The organism is Massilia sp. CFBP9012 (assembly GCF_034045115.1).
Lineage (GTDB): Bacteria > Pseudomonadota > Gammaproteobacteria > Burkholderiales > Burkholderiaceae_D > Telluria.
Genome location: NZ_JAXCWM010000003.1, coordinates 34,878 through 51,687, shown reverse-complemented (window position 1 = coordinate 51,687; position 16,810 = coordinate 34,878). Strand labels below are relative to the sequence as shown.

General features: G+C 64.3%; 19 protein-coding genes. 7 read left to right on the top strand and 12 right to left on the bottom strand.

Annotation, left to right across the window (positions count from 1 at the left end):
* Positions 1 to 281: 281 nt before the first annotated feature.
* Complete coding sequence (locus SOM61_RS05175) at positions 282 to 2,159, bottom strand: potassium transporter Kup (RefSeq protein ID WP_320473114.1); 1,878 nt, start codon at positions 2,157 to 2,159, stop codon at positions 282 to 284.
* 167 nt (positions 2,160 to 2,326) lie between these two features.
* On the opposite strand from SOM61_RS05175, the gene rarD reads away from it, so the two are divergent.
* From rarD to SOM61_RS05160, 3 genes are all read left to right on the top strand, one after another.
* Entirely contained in the window at positions 2,327 to 3,208 is an 882-nt protein-coding gene (rarD, locus tag SOM61_RS05170) for an EamA family transporter RarD (protein WP_320473113.1), read from the top strand.
* Between the two features lie 107 nt (positions 3,209 to 3,315).
* Entirely contained in the window at positions 3,316 to 4,983 is a 1,668-nt protein-coding gene (ettA, locus tag SOM61_RS05165; RefSeq protein ID WP_147934926.1) for an energy-dependent translational throttle protein EttA, read from the top strand.
* 175 nt (positions 4,984 to 5,158) lie between these two features.
* Entirely contained in the window at positions 5,159 to 5,704 is a 546-nt protein-coding gene (locus SOM61_RS05160) for an REP-associated tyrosine transposase (protein ID WP_320473112.1), read from the top strand.
* A 139-nt stretch (positions 5,705 to 5,843) separates the two neighbouring features.
* On the opposite strand, the gene SOM61_RS05155 is transcribed toward SOM61_RS05160, so the two are convergent.
* Together SOM61_RS05155 and SOM61_RS05150 are read right to left on the bottom strand one after the other, a co-directional pair.
* Positions 5,844 to 6,416: a porin family protein gene (locus SOM61_RS05155; RefSeq protein ID WP_320473111.1), complete on the bottom strand. Its 573-nt coding sequence runs from the start codon at positions 6,414 to 6,416 to the stop codon at positions 5,844 to 5,846.
* 176 nt (positions 6,417 to 6,592) lie between these two features.
* Entirely contained in the window at positions 6,593 to 7,189 is a 597-nt protein-coding gene (locus tag SOM61_RS05150) for an alpha-ketoglutarate-dependent dioxygenase AlkB family protein (protein WP_320473110.1), read from the bottom strand.
* A gap of 63 nt (positions 7,190 to 7,252) precedes the next feature.
* Between SOM61_RS05150 and SOM61_RS05145 the strand changes: the two genes are divergently transcribed.
* A complete protein-coding gene (locus tag SOM61_RS05145) occupies positions 7,253 to 7,837 on the top strand; it encodes a putative pterin-binding protein (RefSeq protein ID WP_320473109.1) in 585 nt (194 codons plus the stop codon).
* Between the two features lies 1 nt (position 7,838).
* Here SOM61_RS05145 and SOM61_RS05140 read toward each other — a convergent pair whose 3' ends face one another.
* The 7 genes from SOM61_RS05140 to SOM61_RS05110 form a co-directional block, all read right to left on the bottom strand.
* Positions 7,839 to 8,201, bottom strand: coding sequence for a hypothetical protein (locus SOM61_RS05140; RefSeq protein WP_320473108.1), 363 nt, complete (start codon positions 8,199 to 8,201; stop codon positions 7,839 to 7,841).
* A 120-nt stretch (positions 8,202 to 8,321) separates the two neighbouring features.
* Positions 8,322 to 8,699 (bottom strand): MAPEG family protein, encoded by a 378-nt coding sequence (locus SOM61_RS05135; protein WP_320473107.1) that lies wholly within the window; start codon positions 8,697 to 8,699, stop codon positions 8,322 to 8,324.
* A gap of 24 nt (positions 8,700 to 8,723) precedes the next feature.
* Positions 8,724 to 9,554: a Rossmann-like and DUF2520 domain-containing protein gene (locus SOM61_RS05130; RefSeq protein ID WP_320473106.1), complete on the bottom strand. Its 831-nt coding sequence runs from the start codon at positions 9,552 to 9,554 to the stop codon at positions 8,724 to 8,726.
* 1 nt (position 9,555) lies between these two features.
* On the bottom strand, positions 9,556 to 10,134 hold the full coding sequence (locus tag SOM61_RS05125) for a DUF924 family protein (protein ID WP_320473105.1): 579 nt from the start codon (positions 10,132 to 10,134) through the stop codon (positions 9,556 to 9,558).
* A gap of 80 nt (positions 10,135 to 10,214) precedes the next feature.
* Positions 10,215 to 10,958 (bottom strand): MgtC/SapB family protein, encoded by a 744-nt coding sequence (locus SOM61_RS05120; RefSeq protein WP_208279008.1) that lies wholly within the window; start codon positions 10,956 to 10,958, stop codon positions 10,215 to 10,217.
* 30 nt (positions 10,959 to 10,988) lie between these two features.
* A complete protein-coding gene (locus tag SOM61_RS05115; RefSeq protein ID WP_320473104.1) occupies positions 10,989 to 11,249 on the bottom strand; it encodes a hypothetical protein in 261 nt (86 codons plus the stop codon).
* Position 11,250: 1 nt separating this feature from the next.
* Positions 11,251 to 13,068, bottom strand: coding sequence for an aminopeptidase P family protein (locus SOM61_RS05110; RefSeq protein WP_320473103.1), 1,818 nt, complete (start codon positions 13,066 to 13,068; stop codon positions 11,251 to 11,253).
* Positions 13,069 to 13,197: 129 nt separating this feature from the next.
* Here SOM61_RS05110 and SOM61_RS05105 point away from each other — a divergent pair, with 129 nt between their 5' ends.
* The gene (locus SOM61_RS05105) at positions 13,198 to 13,782 is read left to right on the top strand and encodes a hypoxanthine-guanine phosphoribosyltransferase (RefSeq protein WP_320473102.1); all 585 of its coding nucleotides are present in this window, start codon (positions 13,198 to 13,200) and stop codon (positions 13,780 to 13,782) included.
* 3 nt (positions 13,783 to 13,785) lie between these two features.
* On the opposite strand, the gene SOM61_RS05100 is transcribed toward SOM61_RS05105, so the two are convergent.
* Positions 13,786 to 14,739: an NAD(P)H-dependent flavin oxidoreductase gene (locus tag SOM61_RS05100; protein ID WP_320473101.1), complete on the bottom strand. Its 954-nt coding sequence runs from the start codon at positions 14,737 to 14,739 to the stop codon at positions 13,786 to 13,788.
* A 90-nt stretch (positions 14,740 to 14,829) separates the two neighbouring features.
* Entirely contained in the window at positions 14,830 to 15,024 is a 195-nt protein-coding gene (locus SOM61_RS05095) for a DUF1289 domain-containing protein (RefSeq protein ID WP_320473100.1), read from the bottom strand.
* Between the two features lie 149 nt (positions 15,025 to 15,173).
* On the opposite strand from SOM61_RS05095, the gene SOM61_RS05090 reads away from it, so the two are divergent.
* The gene (locus tag SOM61_RS05090; RefSeq protein ID WP_320473099.1) at positions 15,174 to 15,653 is read left to right on the top strand and encodes a hypothetical protein; all 480 of its coding nucleotides are present in this window, start codon (positions 15,174 to 15,176) and stop codon (positions 15,651 to 15,653) included.
* Between the two features lie 98 nt (positions 15,654 to 15,751).
* Positions 15,752 to 16,810 carry an extracellular catalytic domain type 1 short-chain-length polyhydroxyalkanoate depolymerase gene (locus SOM61_RS05085; protein ID WP_320473098.1) on the top strand — a complete coding sequence of 353 codons (1,059 nt, stop codon included), beginning with the start codon at positions 15,752 to 15,754 and terminating at the stop codon, positions 16,808 to 16,810.

Genomic DNA, 16,810 nt, shown 5'->3' with positions numbered 1-16,810 from the left:
CCGTGGAACCTGGTTGGCACCTCATGCGGATACGATTCTGCTTCACTCTCACGAAATTGATGGCGTCAGGCATCTGCAGTTTTGCATGACCATACCCAAAGGTCCCCCTGGCCATCGGTAAAAAATTGTCAACAATCTTAGCATTTTTCTGCCGTGTGATCTTTCCGGGAGAAAATCATGTCAACTAGCCATTGGTCTGCCCGACATCGAGCGTCGCGGACCCTGTGATCGTGGCGCCGGCGTGGTCACGCATGCGGACTGCCGGCAGGCAGGCGGTCTACTCAGATCTCGATCTGCGTGCCCAGCTCGATCACCCGGTTGCTGCGGATCTGGTAATAGTCGGCCGCGCTGCGCGCATTGCGCGACAGCGCCACGTACAGGTGCTCGCGCCATGGCGCCATGCCGCCGCCCGGGGCCGAGATCACCGTCTGGCGCGCGATGAAGAACGAGGTTTCCATCATCTCGAACGAGAGGCCGAGCGCGCCGCAGCGGTCGAGGATGTCCGGGATATCGGCCTCGTCCTTGAAGCCATAGTGGATGTTGAGCTGGTAGCAGTTGTGGCCCAGGTCGACGATGTCGATCTGCTCCTCGAACGGTACCCACGGTTCCTCGCGCATGTGCACGGTCAGGAACACCACCCGCTCGTGCAGTACTTTGTTGTGCGACAGGTTGTGCAACATCGCATGCGGCACGCCGTCGCTCTCGCCGCGCAGGAAGATGGCGGTGCCCGGCACCCGCGTCGGCGGCGCCACGAACAGCGATTCCATGAAAGCCTCGAGCGGGATCGCGTGCTTCTGCAGGTTCTCGAACACCAGCCCACGGCCGCGCTTCCAGGTCAGCATCAGGGTCAGCAGCACGCCGCCCATCAGCAGCGGGAACCAGCCGCCGTGGAAGATCTTGGTGGTGGTGGCCGCGAACAACATGAGATCGATCGTCAGGAAGAAGCCGGTCGCGGCCAGGCAGACCCACAGCGGCAGGCGCCAGCGGAAGCGGGTCACGAAGAAGGTGAGCACGGTGGTCATCATCATGGTGGCCGTGACCGCGATGCCATAGGCGCCGGCCAGCTCGTCCGACGAGCCGAAGCCAACCACGGCGATCAGCACCACCGCCAACTGCAGCCAGTTGACGGCCGGGATATAGATCTGCCCGATCTCGCTTTCCGATGTGTGCAGGATGCGCATGCGCGGCAGCAGGCCGAGCGCGATCGCCTGCTTGGTCATCGAATACGTGCCGCTGATCGTGGCCTGCGAAGCGATCACCGCCGCCATGGTCGACAGGATCACCAGCGGGATCACGCTCCAGCTGCCGAGCTGGTGGTAGAACGGGTTTTCCACCGCGCCGGGATCGGCGATCAGCAGGCCGCCCTGGCCCAGGTAGTTCAGGGTCAGCGCCGGATAGGCGATCAGGAACCAGGCCATGCGGATCGGCTTGGCCCCGAAGTGGCCCATGTCGGCATACAGCGCCTCGGCGCCGGTGATCGCCAGCACCACCGCGCCCAGCGCGATAAAGGCCAGCAATTTATTGTCCAGCATGAAGTGGGCCGCATGCCAGGGATTGAGCGCGTTCAGGATTTCCGGCGACTGGACGATGTTGACGATGCCCATCGCGGCCAGGGCCAGGAACCAGACCAGCATCACGGGGCCGAAGAAGCGGCCGATGCCGGCCGTGCCATGGCGCTGCACGCTGTACAGGGCCACCAGCACCACCACCGCCAGCGGCACCACATAGTGCGACATGCCGGGCGCCGCCACCTCGAGACCCTCGATCGCGCCGAGCACCGAAATCGCCGGCGTGATCACGCTGTCGCCATAGAACATGGTGGCGCCGATGACGCCGATGGCCAGCAGCGGGAAGCTCCAGCGCGAGTTGCGCGCCACCGAGTTGGTCGCCAGCGCCATCAGGGCCATGATGCCGCCCTCGCCACGGTTGTGCGCGCGCAGCACCAGGGTCACGTACTTGAGCGAGACGATGACGGTCAAGGCCCAGAAGATCAGGGAAATGACGCCGAGGATATTGGGGGTGTTCAGGGGCAGGCCGTGGGTGTCGTCGAACACCGCGCGCAGCGTGTAGAGGGGGCTGGTGCCGATATCGCCGTAGACGATGCCGACCGCGGCCAGGGTGAGTGCCGCCAGGCTGCTTTTCTTGCTATCTGATGTCAAGATTACACCATCGCTTTTGTATTGGTGCGGCGCACCATAAAATAGTGGCTGGAAAAAAGCAAGAATATTTCGTGGTGCATCATACACCCGTGCAAAAAGAGGCACGCTCCAGCAGCCGTGTAAGTATTCAGGGATAATGTCATTCCTGCAATCCAGCCTCCATTCCCATGCGTTCCGGCATCATTTACGCGGCCCTGGCCTTCCTCTGCTGGGGCCTGTTCCCTATTTATTTCCACGCGCTGGATGGCGTGCCGCCGCTGCAGATCCTGGCGCACCGCATGCTGTGGTCGCTCGGTTTCCTGGTGATCATCCTGCTGTTGCGGCGCCAGTGGAAATGGCTGAACGTGGTGCGCCAGCCGCGGGTATTCTTCAGCTTCGTGCTGTCGGCCCTGCTGCTCAGCGCCAACTGGCTGGTGTATATCTGGTCGGTTACCAACCACCACGTGATCGAAGCCAGCCTCGGCTATTTCATCAATCCGCTGGTCAACATCATGCTGGGCTACCTGATCCTGAAGGAGCGCCTGCGCACCGTCCAGTGGGTGGCGATCGCGATCGCCGCGCTGGGCGTGGCCTGGCTGACCTGGCAGACCGGGACAGTGCCCTGGATCGCCCTGTTCCTGGCCTTCTCCTTCGGCAGCTACGGCCTGCTGCGCAAGACGGCGGCGCTCGGCGCGCTCGAGGGACTGTCGTTCGAGACCATCGTGCTGTTCCCGCTGGCGGCGGCCTACGTCATCTGGCTGACGATGCAGGGCCAGAACGTGTTCATCAACACCGACTCCGACACCACCCGCGTGCTGCTGGTGATGGCCGGCCCGCTCACCGCGATCCCGCTGCTGCTGTTCGCCAGCGGCGCGCGCAAGATCCCGCTGTCGATCCTGGGGTTGCTGCAATACCTGTCGCCGACCCTGCAATTCCTGCTCGGCGTGTGGCTGTTCAAGGAAGCGTTTACCGCCGACCGCCTGGTCGGCTTCGTGCTGATCTGGAGCGCGCTGATCCTGTTCGCCGGCGAAGGCCTGCTGCGCCGGCCGCCTGCGCCTGCCAAAACCTGATCGCGCGCAGCACCCGCACGGGATTTCCAGGCATCGGCCAAGAAATCCTGTGTCGGGCGCGGGTTCTGTCGTATCCTGTGCACCTTAAACAACACCAGAGTCAAAGCATGGCCAATTACGTCTATACGATGAACCGCGTGGGCAAAATCGTCCCGCCGAAACGTCAAATTCTCAAGGACATCTCTCTGTCCTTCTTCCCAGGCGCCAAGATCGGCGTGCTGGGCCTGAACGGCTCGGGCAAGTCGACCCTGTTGAAAATCATGGCCGGCATCGATACCGACATCCAGGGCGAAGCACGCCCGATGCCGGGCCTGAACATCGGCTACCTGCCGCAGGAACCGCAGCTCGACCCGGAAAAAACCGTGCGCCAGGAAGTCGAATCCGGCCTGGGCGAAGCCTTCGAGGCGCAAGCCAAACTCGAAGCCGTGTACGCCGCCTACGCCGAAGAAGATGCCGATTTCGACGCGCTGGCCAAGGAACAGGAGCGCCTGGAAGCGATCATCTCGGCCTCCGACGGCGGCAACCTGAACCTGCAGCTGGAAATGGCCGCCGACGCGCTGCGCCTGCCGCCATGGGACGCCAAGATCGGCGTGCTGTCGGGCGGCGAGAAGCGCCGCGTGGCGCTGTGCAAGCTGCTGCTGTCGAAGCCCGACATGCTGCTGCTCGATGAGCCGACCAACCACCTGGACGCCGAATCGGTCGAGTGGCTGGAGCAATTCCTGCTGCGCTTCCCGGGCACCGTGGTCGGCATCACCCACGATCGCTACTTCCTCGACAACGCCGCCGAATGGATCCTGGAACTGGACCGCGGCCATGGCATCCCATGGAAAGGCAATTATTCGTCATGGCTGGACCAGAAGCAGGCCCGCCTGAAGCAGGAAGAATCGACCGAATCGGCGCGCCAGAAGGCGCTGCAGAAAGAACTCGAATGGTCGCGCCAGAATCCGAAGGCGCGCCAGGCCAAGTCAAAAGCCCGCCTGGCCCGCTTCAATGAACTGTCCGAGTTCGAATACCAGAAACGCAACGAGACGCAAGAGATCTTCATTCCCGTGGCTGAACGCCTGGGCAATGAAGTCATCGAATTCAAGAACGTCTCGAAAGCCTTCGGCGACCGTCTGCTGATCGACAACCTGTCGTTCACCGTCCCGCCAGGCGCCATCGTCGGCATCATCGGCCCCAACGGCGCCGGTAAATCGACCCTGTTCAAGATGATCGCCGGCAAAGAACAGCCGGACAGCGGCGAAGTCGCGATCGGCAAGACCGCCCACGTGTCGCTGGTCGACCAGCACCGCGACGAGCTGGCCAACAGCAAGACCGTGTTCGAAGATGTCTCGGGCGGCGCCGACATGCTGAGCGTGGGCCGCTTCGAAATGCCGTCGCGCGCCTACCTGGGCCGCTTCAACTTCAAGGGTTCCGACCAGCAAAAAGTCGTGGGCAACCTGTCGGGCGGTGAACGCGGCCGTCTGCACCTGGCCAAGACCCTGCTGCAAGGCGGCAACGTCCTGCTGCTGGATGAACCGTCGAATGACCTGGACGTCGAAACCCTGCGCGCGCTCGAAGATGCACTGCTCGAGTTCGCCGGCAGCGTGATGGTGATCTCCCACGATCGCTGGTTCCTGGACCGCATCGCGACCCATATCCTGGCCTTCGAAGGCGACTCGCAAGTCACCTTCTTCGATGGCAACTATCAGGAATACGAAGCCGACAAGAAGAAACGCCTGGGCGAAGAGGGCGCCAAGCCGAAGCGTATCCGCTACAAGCCACTGACCACCTGATTGGTGGACAGAATCCAAGCGCTTGTTTCGTAAGGGAAAGCCCGCATCCGCGGGCTTTTTTTATTAGCGGAAACGGAACGGGGTCGGTGTGTAAGATGTGTGACACTCTTGCGGATGAGGACTCCCGGAAGCCTGTCGACCGCAGCCGCTTCGTGCGCGCGGTGGCGGCCAGACCATGCTTAGCTACCCCAATAGTTACCGCGATAACCGCGTCCCTGGCGGGACCTTCTTTTTCACGGTGCGCCTGCTCGACCGCGGCAGTCACCTGTTGACCGAACATATCTCCGCATTCGGCGAAGCCATGCGGCTGGCGCGTGCGCGCCGTCCTTTCCACGTCGACGCCTGGGCAGTTCTGCCCGATCATGCTCATGCGATCTGGACCCTGCCACCGGGCGACCACGACTGTTCAAGCCGCTGGCGCACCGTCAAGATCGCGTTTTCGAAGGCACTGCGCAAGACTGGCCAGTCCGGGATGGACGATGGCGCGCTCTGGGAACGCCACTACCGCCACTACCGGGTCGGCCTGGACGACGACTACGCGGCACTGGTCGACTACGTCCACACCGACGCCGTGCGCCATGGCCATTGCCGCGAGCCGCGCGACTGGCCGTGGTCGTCGCTGCACCGTTTCATCTCGGCCGGACATGCGGCGCCCGAACCGGCGATCATCGTGCCGCCCTGGGTGCAGCGGCCACAGAGCCTGGCGCTGGCACGGCTATGAAGCGCCTCCCGCGTTCGTAGCGTGGAAGGCTCGGCCTTCCACGCATTCAATCACCGGATGCGTTACGTACATTTCGCACGTTTTGTACAGACAACAAAAAAGGCCCCGCAGGGCCTTTTTCGTTCACTACACACTCGGCTTAGAACGAGTATTTCGCGCCGATGGTCAGTGCGTTTGGACGCACGCCGAAGTCGCGCGAGCCGCCGAAACGTTCGTATTCGGCGATCACTGCCACGTCCTGGTTGATGTTGTACTGCACACCCAGGGCGCCGTAGGCGTTGTTGTCGCTGTCGCGACGGTTCAGGACCGTATTGGCGGCAGTCAGTTCGTTCACGTCATGCGACACGCCCAGCTTGGCGTAGCCGACCAGCTTCTCGGTCAGCGGCGAGCTGAACTTGGCGGCGACATAGGTCGAACGGCCATCGACGACACCGCTGGCGTTCGTGGAACCCAGGCTGTAGTAGATGTCGGCGCTACGGTAGTCGGTGTGGCCGACTTCGACTGCCCAGTTCGGGGTGAATTCGTAGCCGCCAAACAGCTTGGCCGATGCCTTGATGGTATCGATGTCGGCGGTAGTTGCACCTGGGACGCGCTTTTCATAATCGGTAGCCACCACACCGGCGCCAACATAGGCGCGTGGGGTGAATTCTTGTGCCTGGACAGCCGAGACAGCGGCGGTGGTAGCGAGCAGTGCAACGATCAGCTTTTTCATCTCAATTCCTCTTCTTGTTCATCTGGCTCGTGATTCCCAACGAATCGCGATGTGATCAAGATAGCACTGGCGCCAGAGCAAGTCCGTGCCGATTCCGTAAGAACTGTAAGAAAGTGTAACTTAATGACCGGCCGGTTATTAATATTTCCGCGTGGATCGCTGAGGTTGCACGCAGTTTAAACGATTTTCCTGAAAGTTAGATTGACCCGCGCTTGTAACGTGCGTGTCATCTTATTGATGCCATGCAACCAATATTCCTGAGTTTTACCGCGCATCAGCAACAAACTGCCGTCGGTCAATTCCAGCCGGACAGTCTTTTTGTCGTATTTATGCTTCAGGATAAAGGTGCGGGCAGCGCCAAGGCTGAGCGAGGCGATGACCGGTTGCGGTCCCAGTTCCGGCTCATCGTCGCTATGCATACCCATGCTGTCGCGCTCGTTACGGTAGAGATTCAGCAGGACGCTGTTGAAGCTGTGGCCGCTCGCCGCTTCGACCGCCTTGCGCAGGGTATCGAGCAGGGGCGTGAACGGCGCCGGCTGCAGGCGCAGGCCGGAATAAGTATACGCCGCATCGCCATACCAGGCGCTCAGGCGCGGCTGCAGGTGGTGCTTGCCGTATACCACCACCGTTTCTTCGCGCCAGTCGGTCTCATGCAACAGGCGGGCCATGACCTCGGCATTGGTCCCGGGCAGTGGTAGCTGTGGCATCCAGGCGAGCTCGCCGTCTTCGAGGGGGATCGAACTGAGCACGGAGTCGTCGGCAAATAAGTCCATGGTCAAACCATACGCAAAATTGACGGCTATGATGGAGAACTTTCCATCACACCGCATTCTCGCATGGACAAACGCCATTTCCTCGGCGCCGCCGCGCTGGCCGGCACAGCACCCGCCTTCGCCAGCCGCAGCACGGTCCCGGGTCCGGCCACAGGGCCGACACTGCTGACCATCACCGGCGCCATCACGCGCAGCAACCGCGGCGCCCTCGATCCGGCGCTCGACCAGATGATGGCCAAGCAAAAGCTGGCGTTCGACCGCGCCTATGGCCTCGATTTCGCGGCCCTGACCGCCTTGCCGGCGCGCACCATCCGTCCGACGCTGGAATACGACGGCAAACCGCACACCTTGCGCGGACCGCTGCTGGCCGATGTGCTGGCCCAGGCCGGCGCGAAGCCGCGCGATGCCGCCAAGGTGCTGATGCGGGCGGTCGACGGCTATGCTGCGGTACTTGAAATGCGACAGTTGCGGGCGTGCAATTACATCGTCGCCACCCATCTGGATGGCAAGGCTATGCCGCTGGGTGGACTGGGGCCGCTATGGGCCGTGTACGATGCCGACCGGGTTCCGGAAATGGCGGCGCTCCCGGTGGCGCAACGTTTCGGCGCCTGCCCATGGGCCCTGTATCACCTCGAAGTGATGGCCTAGATCAGGCGTACGCTTCCGCCAGGCTCATCACGCGCGGCGCCACCTTGATGCCGACGTTGCCAAACAAGGCGTCGATGGCGGCCAGGTTGACGCTGCATTCGTCCGCCTTCCAGCCCTTGAACATATCGGTGCCGTCCTTCTGGAAATGCAGGTCGAGCACCTTGCCCTTGTCGCGGTGCACATAGTTTTGCTGGTGGACGTTCTGGAAACCCAGTTCGGCCAGGCCGGCAAGCACGGTGTGCGGCGGATTTTCCGGGTCGGTGGCCAGGAAGACGCCAAAAGTCTTGCCTGGCGGCTTGGCTGCGACGTCGACCTCATAGATCCCTGGCGCCTTGGTTACACTCGTGCTCTTCAGAAACAACATATTGTTCTCCTGGCGCGCCAGTGACCATCAGGACAGGACGCGCAATGCTAATTAGTAGTCAGTCCTCAAGCATATTTCCATAAGGGAACTTTGTCGATCTTTGTATTCGCTTTTTTCGCTTTAACGCATTAATAAGCCGAAAACTGTGGCGCCGATTAACGCGGCACAAGCCAGCATGCCCAAAATGAAGCCAGCTTCGCGCTTTGCCGGGTCGCGGTAATAGCCGACCGCATACAGGATGCGGCCCAGGCACCACAGCAGGCCGCCAGCCGCCGCCCACAGGTCGCCCAGGAAGGTGGCGCACAGCCACAAGGGCACCAGCACCAGCGGCAGCATCTCCAGGGTGTTCATCTGGACCCGGTGGGCGCGCTGGAAGGCCTCGGGACCGTCCATCGATGGCGCCGGCATCTTGTAGCGCACGCGGGCATAGCCGGCAACGCCCCAGGTCCAGAAATAGACTCCCAGTACGGCCAGGGTGGCCCAGGCAGTGAAGAACATCGTGTTTTCCTTATTGTCTTGAAGTCATGAAGCGGCGTGCTTGCGCCGCGCCAGGTCGGCCGTCAACGGCACCAGCGCCTCGTACAGCTTGCCGGTCGCCTCGTCCCAGTCGAGCAAGGCCTGCTGCTGGCGCGCCACGGTCGCGTGGTCGCCGCGCGCCACCGGCCCGCTCAGGGCCGCCGCCGAGCCGAGGCGGAACACGTTGGCCATGGTCTCGCTGGCGAGCGGCCGCGCCAGTTCGCGCGCGATCGGCTCCGGCACGCCGGCCGCCTGGTATGCGCGCAGGGCGGCGTCGAGCACCGTGGTCAGGTAATTCGACGCGAACACCGCCGCCGCGTGATAGACCGTCTTGGCCGCGGCATCGATGGTCACAAGGCGCGCGCCGATCGTCTCGAATGCCGGCGCCAGCCGCGCTAGCGCTTCCGCCTCGCCCTCGATGCCGCAGAAGGTGCCGGCGAACTCGCGCGCCACGGCGTCGGGATCGGCGAAGCTGCGGATCGGATGCACGCTGGCGACCAGCGCCCCCTGGTCCGACAGCGCCTGCAATTGACTCGACGCCTTGGCGCCGCTGCAGTGGAACACGACCGCACCCTTGACCTCATGCGCCTGCGCCAGTGCGGCAGCCATGGGCGCGATCTGGTCGTCATTCACGGCCAGCAGCCAGATGTCGGCCGGACGCAGTTGCGCGAGGTCGGCGCAGGCGCGGCCGGCGTCGATGAAATCGACCGCCGCCCGGGCGCTGGCGGGTGAGCGGGTCAGCACGTCCTGCACCACGCAGCAGCCGCTGGCCGACAGCAGGCGCCCCAGCACCTTGCCGACGTGGCCGGCGCCGACCAGGTTCAGGCTGGCAACCACCTTAGAAACCCGAACCCGGCGTGGCCAGGTAGTCGAGTTCTTCGGGCGTCGAGGCGCGGCCCAGGATCGTATTCCGGTGCGGGAAGCGGCCGAAGCGCGCGATCACGCCGCGGTGGCGGTGCGCGTAGTCGAGCTGCTCGTTGAAGCCTTCGTGGCTTGCGGCCAGGTCGGTGAACAGCTCGACCGATTGCTCCTGGGTGCGCGCGTCTTCCGCGTGCTCGAACGGCATATAGACGAAGACCCGCTCGAGCGGCGACAAGGCCAGGTGCCCGCCAGACGCCACCAGCTGGCGCGCGGCGTTCAGCGCCAGCGCGTCGCCGGCGAAGGATTCCGGCGTGCCGCGGTAGGCATTGCGGGTGAACTGGTCGAGCACCAGGATACGCGCCAGCACGCCGCGCGGGCCCTCTTCGTCCCACTCGCGCAGGCCGCCGGCAATGGCGTGGTTGATGGCGGCGCCGAAGCGTTCGCGGATAGCGGCATCGAACGCGTCGTCCTTGCGGAACCATTCGGCGCGCTGCTTGCCATGGCCAGGATCGGAAGGCGGCAGGAACCAGAAATCGAGAACTTCTTGTGCGTCCATTGGAAAACCCCGTTTGGCATTGTTATTGGTGTTGCGAGATTGAAGCGCGGCTTCGTTTCAGTGGCGCGTCACGCGGTGCATCAATTACGCGCATGCGACAGCTGGAACGAGTCGACGCCGTCGAAGGCGGCCAGTTCGCGCGCCAGTTCCGACAGCGGCGCGCCGGTCTTGCGCGACAGCGCCAGCGCCACGAAGCGCCATTCCTGGCGGCCTTCGTCGCTGCTGATGGTCAGCGAGCTGCCGGCGATCTCGTAGCCGCGCTCGAGCGCCACCTTGCGGATCGCGTCTTCGCGCGGCATGAATTCGGGCCTGAAGCGCATCCGCACCGCCACCGCGTGGCGCGACGGCAGGAAGGTTTCCAGGCGGTTCAGGTAGATCATGATCATCGCCGACAGGAAGGCCAGGCCCATCGCGGCGAGATAAAAGCCGATGCCGATCAGGATGCCGATCGCCGACGAGGCCCAGATCGAGGCCGCCGTGGTCAGGCCGCTGATATTGAAGCCGTCGCGCATGATGACGCCGGCGCCGAGAAAGCCAATGCCGGTGACCACGCCCTGGATGATGCGGGTCGGATCGATCGGCGCCAGCAGGCCCGCATGGCCGCCGTACCACAGGTCCGGATAGCCGGCCAGGATGGTCAGCGCCGCCGAGGCCATGCACACCAGGCCATAGGTGCGCATGCCGGCGGCGCGCCCGTGATAGGCGCGCTCGTAGCCGACCAACAGGCCGAGCAGCAGGGCTCCGACCAGGTGCAACAGGATCAGGCCATTGGTGAACAGCTCGTGCTTCGACCAATAGGCCGCGAACAGGTTGGTTTCCGTCATGCGTGAATCGTGTTCATGGTCGGCGGGCGGTCAGGGCTTTTTCTTGACCAGCTGCTTCTCGAAGGCCAGGTCGTTCTTGCTGATGCGCGGCTGCTCCTGCGGACCCAGGCCCTTGACGAAGACGACGAAGTCGTCGAGCTCCATCGGCGCGCACAGCGGCGGGCTGCCGGGCGCTTCGGACAGGTAGAAGTGGCCGTCGCCGGTGCGCGCCATCGAGTACAGATTGTTCCCGGTACGCTGCTTCAGGCGCTCGACGGCGGTGCTGGCGCGGGTGGAACGTGAGCTGGCCATATCAGATCGCCTCCGTGCGCTGCATCAGCCACTCGAATGCCCGGCCTTCGACGTGTGGCGTCAGGCGTGCGCGCACGGTCGCGTGGTAGTCGTTCAGCCACGCGATTTCGTCAGGCCGCAGCAGGCTGCGATCGATCGGGCGCGTATCGATCGGGCACAGGGTCAGGGTTTCGAAGCCGAGATACTCGCCGAACTCGGACGTCTCGACGTGCTGGTTCAGCACCAGGTTCTCGATGCGGATGCCCCAGCGTCCCGGACGATAGATGCCCGGCTCGATCGAAGTGATCATGCCCGTCTCCATCGCGGTATGCGGCTCCGGCGGCACCGCCGGCGAAATCGTCTGCGGGCCTTCGTGCACATTGAGGAAGTAGCCGACGCCGTGGCCGGTCCCGTGGCCGTAGTCGATGCCGGCGGCCCAGATCGGGGCGCGCGCGATCGCGTCCAGCATCGGCGCGCGGGTGCCGCGCGGGAAGCGCGCGGCCGACAGGTTGATCAGGCCTTTCAGCACCAGCGTGTAGTCGCGCATCTGCGCCGCGCTTGCCGTGCCGACCGGGATCACGCGCGTGATGTCGGTGGTGCCGCCCAGGTACTGGCCGCCCGAATCGATCAGCAGCAGGCCGTCGCCTTCGATGACGGCGCAGGTGGCGCTCTCGGCGCGGTAGTGCATGATCGCGCCATTGCTGTTGAAGCCGGCGATGGTCGAGAAGCTGGCGCTGACGAAATTCGGACGCCGCGCACGGCTTGCCGTGATGCGGGTGTCGATGTCGACTTCATTCAGAGGCGCGCGGTTCGGGTCCGCCAGCAACGGCTCGAGCGCGGCGAAGAATTCGCACAGCGCCGCGCCATCCTGCTCCATCGCGGCGCGCACATTGACCGCCTCGCTTTCCAGCTTGCGCGACTTGGCGAAGGTGGTCGGGTTGATCGCCTCGACCACGTTCACGCCCTGCGCCACGGCGGCGCGCATGCCGGCGGTGACGCGGCGCGGATCGAGCAGCAGGGTCGCGCCTTCCGGCAGCGATTCGAGCGCGTGCACGGCATTGGCGTACGGCGCCAGGTGCACGTCGTCGGCTTCCAGGCGGGCGCGCACGTCTTCAGGCACCTTGCCTTCGAGGACGAACAGGGTCGCGTCGCCGCGGCCGATCAACGCATGCGCCAGGAACACCGGATTGAAGCTGACGTCGGCGCCGCGCAGGTTGAACAGGTAGGCGATGTCGTCCAGCGTCGAGATGAAATGAAAGCCCGCGCCGTGTGCCTCCATCGCGGCGCGCGTGGCATGCAGCTTGTCGGCGCGGGTGGCGGTGGCGTAAGGGGGCAGGTGTTCGAACACCGGTTCAAGCGGCAGCGACGGACGCTCGCTCCACACTTCGTCGAGCAGGTCGATGTCGGTACGCAGGGTCACGCCCTTGGCGGCCAGCGCATCTTTCAACAGGCGGGCGCCGGCCAGGCCCAGAACGCGCGCATCGACGGCGGCGGTCTGGCTAGAGGCCAGGTTGGCGGCCAGCCAGTCGACGTGCAGCAAGCTTGCGGCGCCCGGGATCTTCATCAGCGCGATTTCGGAGCCGGCCAGCTCGGTCTCGGCCTGGGTGAAGTAGCGGCCATCGGTCCAGACGCCGGCGAAACCGGCGGTGGCGATGAAGGTGCCGACCGAGCCGGTGAAGCCGGACAGCCATTCGCGGCCCTTCCAGTGGCCGGGCAGGTATTCCGACAGATGCGGATCGCTCGACGGGACGATATAGGCGTCGATGCCGTGGCGCGCCATGGCGGCGCGCAGTTGCGCGAGGCGGCCTGCACGTGCGGCCTGGAATTCGTTATGGGACATGGCTGAATGCGTCGGTTTGGTTTTCCAAGCCACGTATCATACGCCGCAATCCTCTCGAATGGCCAACCGGAACGCATGGCTGGCGACGGATGACGCATAATGGTCCCGCACTCAACTGAACTGAAGACCATGCACGATTTCCACCATGAGCGCGCGCGAGCGCTACTGGCGAATGCCACCCAGATTGTCGAACCCGTCGAAGTCAATGCCGCCGTGCGGCGTGTCGCCGACGAACTCAATGCCCGCTTCGGCGCCGAAGGCGCGGCCGAATTCCCGCTGGTGCTGGGCGTGATGGGCGGCGCGGTGGTATTTACCGGCCACCTGCTGCCACAACTGAGCTTCCCGCTCGACTTCGACTACATCCACGTGAGCCGCTATGGCGACGAAGACCGCGGCGGCGAGATCGTGTGGAAGGTGATCCCGCGCCAGAACGTCGTCGGCCGCAAGATCGTGGTGGTGGACGATATCCTGGACGAAGGCGAGACCCTGGCCCACGTCAAGCAGCGCCTGCTCGACATGGGCGCCAACGAAGTCATCGTCGTGGTGTTCGCCGACAAGGACCTGGGCCGCGCCAAGCCGATCCAGGCCGACCTGGTGGGCCTGACCTTGCCGAATAAATTCGTGGTCGGCTTCGGCATGGACGTGTATGGCTACTGGCGCAACCTGCCGGGCCTGTGGACCATTCGTCCGGAAGACCTGAAGCCGGCGGATTGAGCGTTACAGCGCCAGCCGCGCCCGCGCGGCGTCGTACTCGCGCTTGAGCCGCTCGACCATCTCGGCCACCGTCGGCACGTCGTCCATCAGGCCCACGCCCTGGCCCGCGCCCCAGATGTCGCGCCAGGCCTTGGCCGCGCCCGAGCCGAAGCTCATCTTGCTCTTGTCCGATTCCGGCAGATTGTCCGGATCCAGCCCGGCCGCCACGATCGATTTTTTCAGGTAGTTGCCGTGCACGCCGGTGAACAGGTTCGTGTACACCACGTCCGCCGCGCGCGATTCGACGATCGCGTCGCGGTAGTCGTCGCTGACGTTCGATTCCTTCGTGGCCAGCCAGCGCGAACCGATATAGGCGAAATCGGCGCCCATCGCCTGCGTCGCCAGGATCGCGTCGCCGGTCGCGATCGATCCGGACAGGGCGATCGGCCCCTTGAAGAACTTGCGCACCTCGCCCACCAGCGCGAACGGCGACAGCGCGCCGGCATGGCCGCCGGCGCCGGCCGCCACCAGGATCAGGCCATCGACGCCCGCCTCCAGCGCCTTCTCGGCGTGGCGGATCGAGACCACGTCGTGCAGCACGATGCCGCCATACGAATGCACGGCATCCATCATCTCGCGCGGCGGCGCGCGCAGCGACGAGATGATGATCGGCACCTGGTGCTTCACACACACCTCGACGTCGTGCGCCAGGCGGTCGTTCGATTGATGGACGATCTGGTTGACCGCGATCGGACCGACTTTCGCGCCCGGATTGGCGGCCGCGTACCCGGCCAGCTCGCGCTGCAGATCGGTCAGCCAGGTGTCGAGCAGCTCGGCCGGACGGGCATTGAGCGCCGGGAAGGAACCGACGATGCCGGCCTTGCACTGGGCCGCTACCAGGGCGGGACCGCTGGCGATGAACATCGGCGAAGCGATGACGGGAAGGGACAGGTCTTGCAGCACGGCGGGCATCGTCATGGGCAGCTCTCGGTGGTTAGTTGACGAGGCATTATAGCCTCGAAAAAAGAACGATCGTGCTAGATTTCTCCCTCTAAAGATCTACCTGCCTCAGTTACCGAACAGCGTGGCTTCGCGGCGCCGGATCTCGGCCCAGATCGCGCGCTTCTCGTCCTCGCTGGCATTGCGCCAGGCGCGGATCTCGTCGATGGTGCGCATGCAGCCCTGGCACAGACCGGTTTCCGGGACCATCTTGCAGATATTGATGCAGGGCGAAGGGACGGGGGTTTGCAGTTCTGGATCCATTGCCTGAAGCCTAAGCGTATATGTCGGAGGCGGCATTATCGCGCGTCCGGCAGGCCAGCGCCGTTTTTGCATGTGAGTCACTATACTCGTCAATACGCACTATCCCTAGAACAGTGCCGCATCGATCAACTTGCTGCATGAGGAAGCCCATGAAAATTCGTTTCATCGTCATGACCGCCCTGCTGGGCGTATCCGCCACGGCCTCGAGCCAGGTGCTGTCGCCCGATGGCTACGGCAAGATCCAGTTCGGCCAGCGCCTCGACCAGGTCGAGCGCAAGCTGGGCCAGCGCGCCACGCCGCGGCCGCTCGATCCATCCTGCCCCATCGTCCGCTTCAAACGTTATCCACAGGTGAGCTTCATGGTCGAGAACGGCGTGATCGTGCGCGCCGACGCCAGGACCGTGGTGCGCAACAGCGCCGGCATCACGGCGCGCATGTCGGCCAAGGAGGCCCTGCGCCACGTACCCGGGCTGCGCAGCGAACTCCACAAATACGACGAGCAAGGCCAGGTCCTGGTCTTGCCAAAAGGCGAAAACAAGGCGCTGATCGTCGAAGCCAGCAAAGGAAAACTGACGACCATGCGCGCCGGCATCAAGCCGGCCGTCGACTACGTGGAAGGGTGTGGGTAATCCGTCGCATAAATACTGCAGCAACAGCCAATCGGCAACGATTGACAGGTTAGTGTAAGCTCGTGGCGTGAAATTGTGCAGCGCACAAAAGGAATGCCATGAAACTCAATCGACTACTGCTGGCCCAGATGCGCGCCGCCACCCGATCGCTGTGGCGTGTTGGGCCAGCCGCGCCCGGCGCCGCGGTACAGCAGGCCCTCAAGAATGCGGCGGCCATGCAGCGCGTGGCCCAGCGCCAGATGCGCGACTTCGCTCCGCCTGCCACACCAATACCAACGCCAGCGCAGGCGCAGCCGCCGCGCGAAGCCCGACCCGGAACCTTCGTCGACGGTCACCACGCCAACGCCGCCGGCCGCCGCGACTACAAGCTCTACGTGCCCGGCAGCGTGGCGAGCGCGGAGGCCGGCACGCCGGCGCCGCTGCTGGTGATGCTGCACGGCTGCACCCAGGATCCGGACGATTTCGCCACCGGCACCCGGATGAACGTGCTGGCCGAAGAGATCGGCTGCCTGGTGCTGTATCCGGCGCAGAGCAAGGGCGCCAATCCTTCGCGCTGCTGGAACTGGTTCAATGCGGTCGACCAGCGCCGCGACGAAGGCGAACCCTCGATCATCGCCGGCATGACGCGCGCGATCATGGACACCCATGCGGTCGACCCGGAACAGGTGTATGTTGCCGGCCTGTCCGCCGGCGGCGCGATGGCGACCATCATGGGCACGCTGTATCCGGACCTGTATGCGGCGGTAGGCGTGCATTCCGGCCTTCCCTTTGCCTCGGCCAACGACCTGTCGTCGGCGCTGGCGGCGATGAAGGGTGATTTCCGCCGCAGCACGACGAGCGGGCAGCCCTTGCCGATCATCGTCTTCCACGGCGACCGCGACACCACCGTGCATCCGGCCAACGGCGAGGAACTGGTCGCGCAAGGCGCACGCCACCTGGCCAGTCCCGGCATGGCCGAACCCGGCCACGTGCCGGACGGCCATGCCTACACGCGCACCCTGTATCCGGACGACGACGGCACGGTGCGGGCGGAACACTGGGTGGTGCATGGCGCCGGCCACGCCTGGTTCGGTGGCAATGCGCGCGGCAGCTATACGGACGGCAAGGGTCCGGATGCCAGCCGCGAGATGATGCGCTTCTTTCGCACGCGGCGCTGA

Excerpts from the sequence above, each read along its gene's own strand:
- rarD (WP_320473113.1), top strand. The coding sequence starts at position 2,327 with ATGCGTTCCGGCATCATTTACGCGGCCCTGGCCTTCCTCTGCTGGGGC.
- ettA (WP_147934926.1), top strand. The coding sequence starts at position 3,316 with ATGGCCAATTACGTCTATACGATGAACCGCGTGGGCAAAATCGTCCCG.
- SOM61_RS05160 (WP_320473112.1), top strand. The coding sequence starts at position 5,159 with ATGCTTAGCTACCCCAATAGTTACCGCGATAACCGCGTCCCTGGCGGG.
- SOM61_RS05155 (WP_320473111.1), bottom strand. The coding sequence starts at position 6,416 with ATGAAAAAGCTGATCGTTGCACTGCTCGCTACCACCGCCGCTGTCTCG.
- SOM61_RS05150 (WP_320473110.1), bottom strand. The coding sequence starts at position 7,189 with ATGGACTTATTTGCCGACGACTCCGTGCTCAGTTCGATCCCCCTCGAA.
- SOM61_RS05145 (WP_320473109.1), top strand. The coding sequence starts at position 7,253 with ATGGACAAACGCCATTTCCTCGGCGCCGCCGCGCTGGCCGGCACAGCA.
- SOM61_RS05140 (WP_320473108.1), bottom strand. The coding sequence starts at position 8,201 with ATGTTGTTTCTGAAGAGCACGAGTGTAACCAAGGCGCCAGGGATCTAT.
- SOM61_RS05135 (WP_320473107.1), bottom strand. The coding sequence starts at position 8,699 with ATGTTCTTCACTGCCTGGGCCACCCTGGCCGTACTGGGAGTCTATTTC.
- SOM61_RS05125 (WP_320473105.1), bottom strand. The coding sequence starts at position 10,134 with ATGGACGCACAAGAAGTTCTCGATTTCTGGTTCCTGCCGCCTTCCGAT.
- SOM61_RS05120 (WP_208279008.1), bottom strand. The coding sequence starts at position 10,958 with ATGACGGAAACCAACCTGTTCGCGGCCTATTGGTCGAAGCACGAGCTG.
- SOM61_RS05115 (WP_320473104.1), bottom strand. The coding sequence starts at position 11,249 with ATGGCCAGCTCACGTTCCACCCGCGCCAGCACCGCCGTCGAGCGCCTG.
- SOM61_RS05110 (WP_320473103.1), bottom strand. The coding sequence starts at position 13,068 with ATGTCCCATAACGAATTCCAGGCCGCACGTGCAGGCCGCCTCGCGCAA.
- SOM61_RS05105 (WP_320473102.1), top strand. The coding sequence starts at position 13,198 with ATGCACGATTTCCACCATGAGCGCGCGCGAGCGCTACTGGCGAATGCC.
- SOM61_RS05100 (WP_320473101.1), bottom strand. The coding sequence starts at position 14,739 with ATGACGATGCCCGCCGTGCTGCAAGACCTGTCCCTTCCCGTCATCGCT.
- SOM61_RS05095 (WP_320473100.1), bottom strand. The coding sequence starts at position 15,024 with ATGGATCCAGAACTGCAAACCCCCGTCCCTTCGCCCTGCATCAATATC.
- SOM61_RS05090 (WP_320473099.1), top strand. The coding sequence starts at position 15,174 with ATGAAAATTCGTTTCATCGTCATGACCGCCCTGCTGGGCGTATCCGCC.
- SOM61_RS05085 (WP_320473098.1), top strand. The coding sequence starts at position 15,752 with ATGAAACTCAATCGACTACTGCTGGCCCAGATGCGCGCCGCCACCCGA.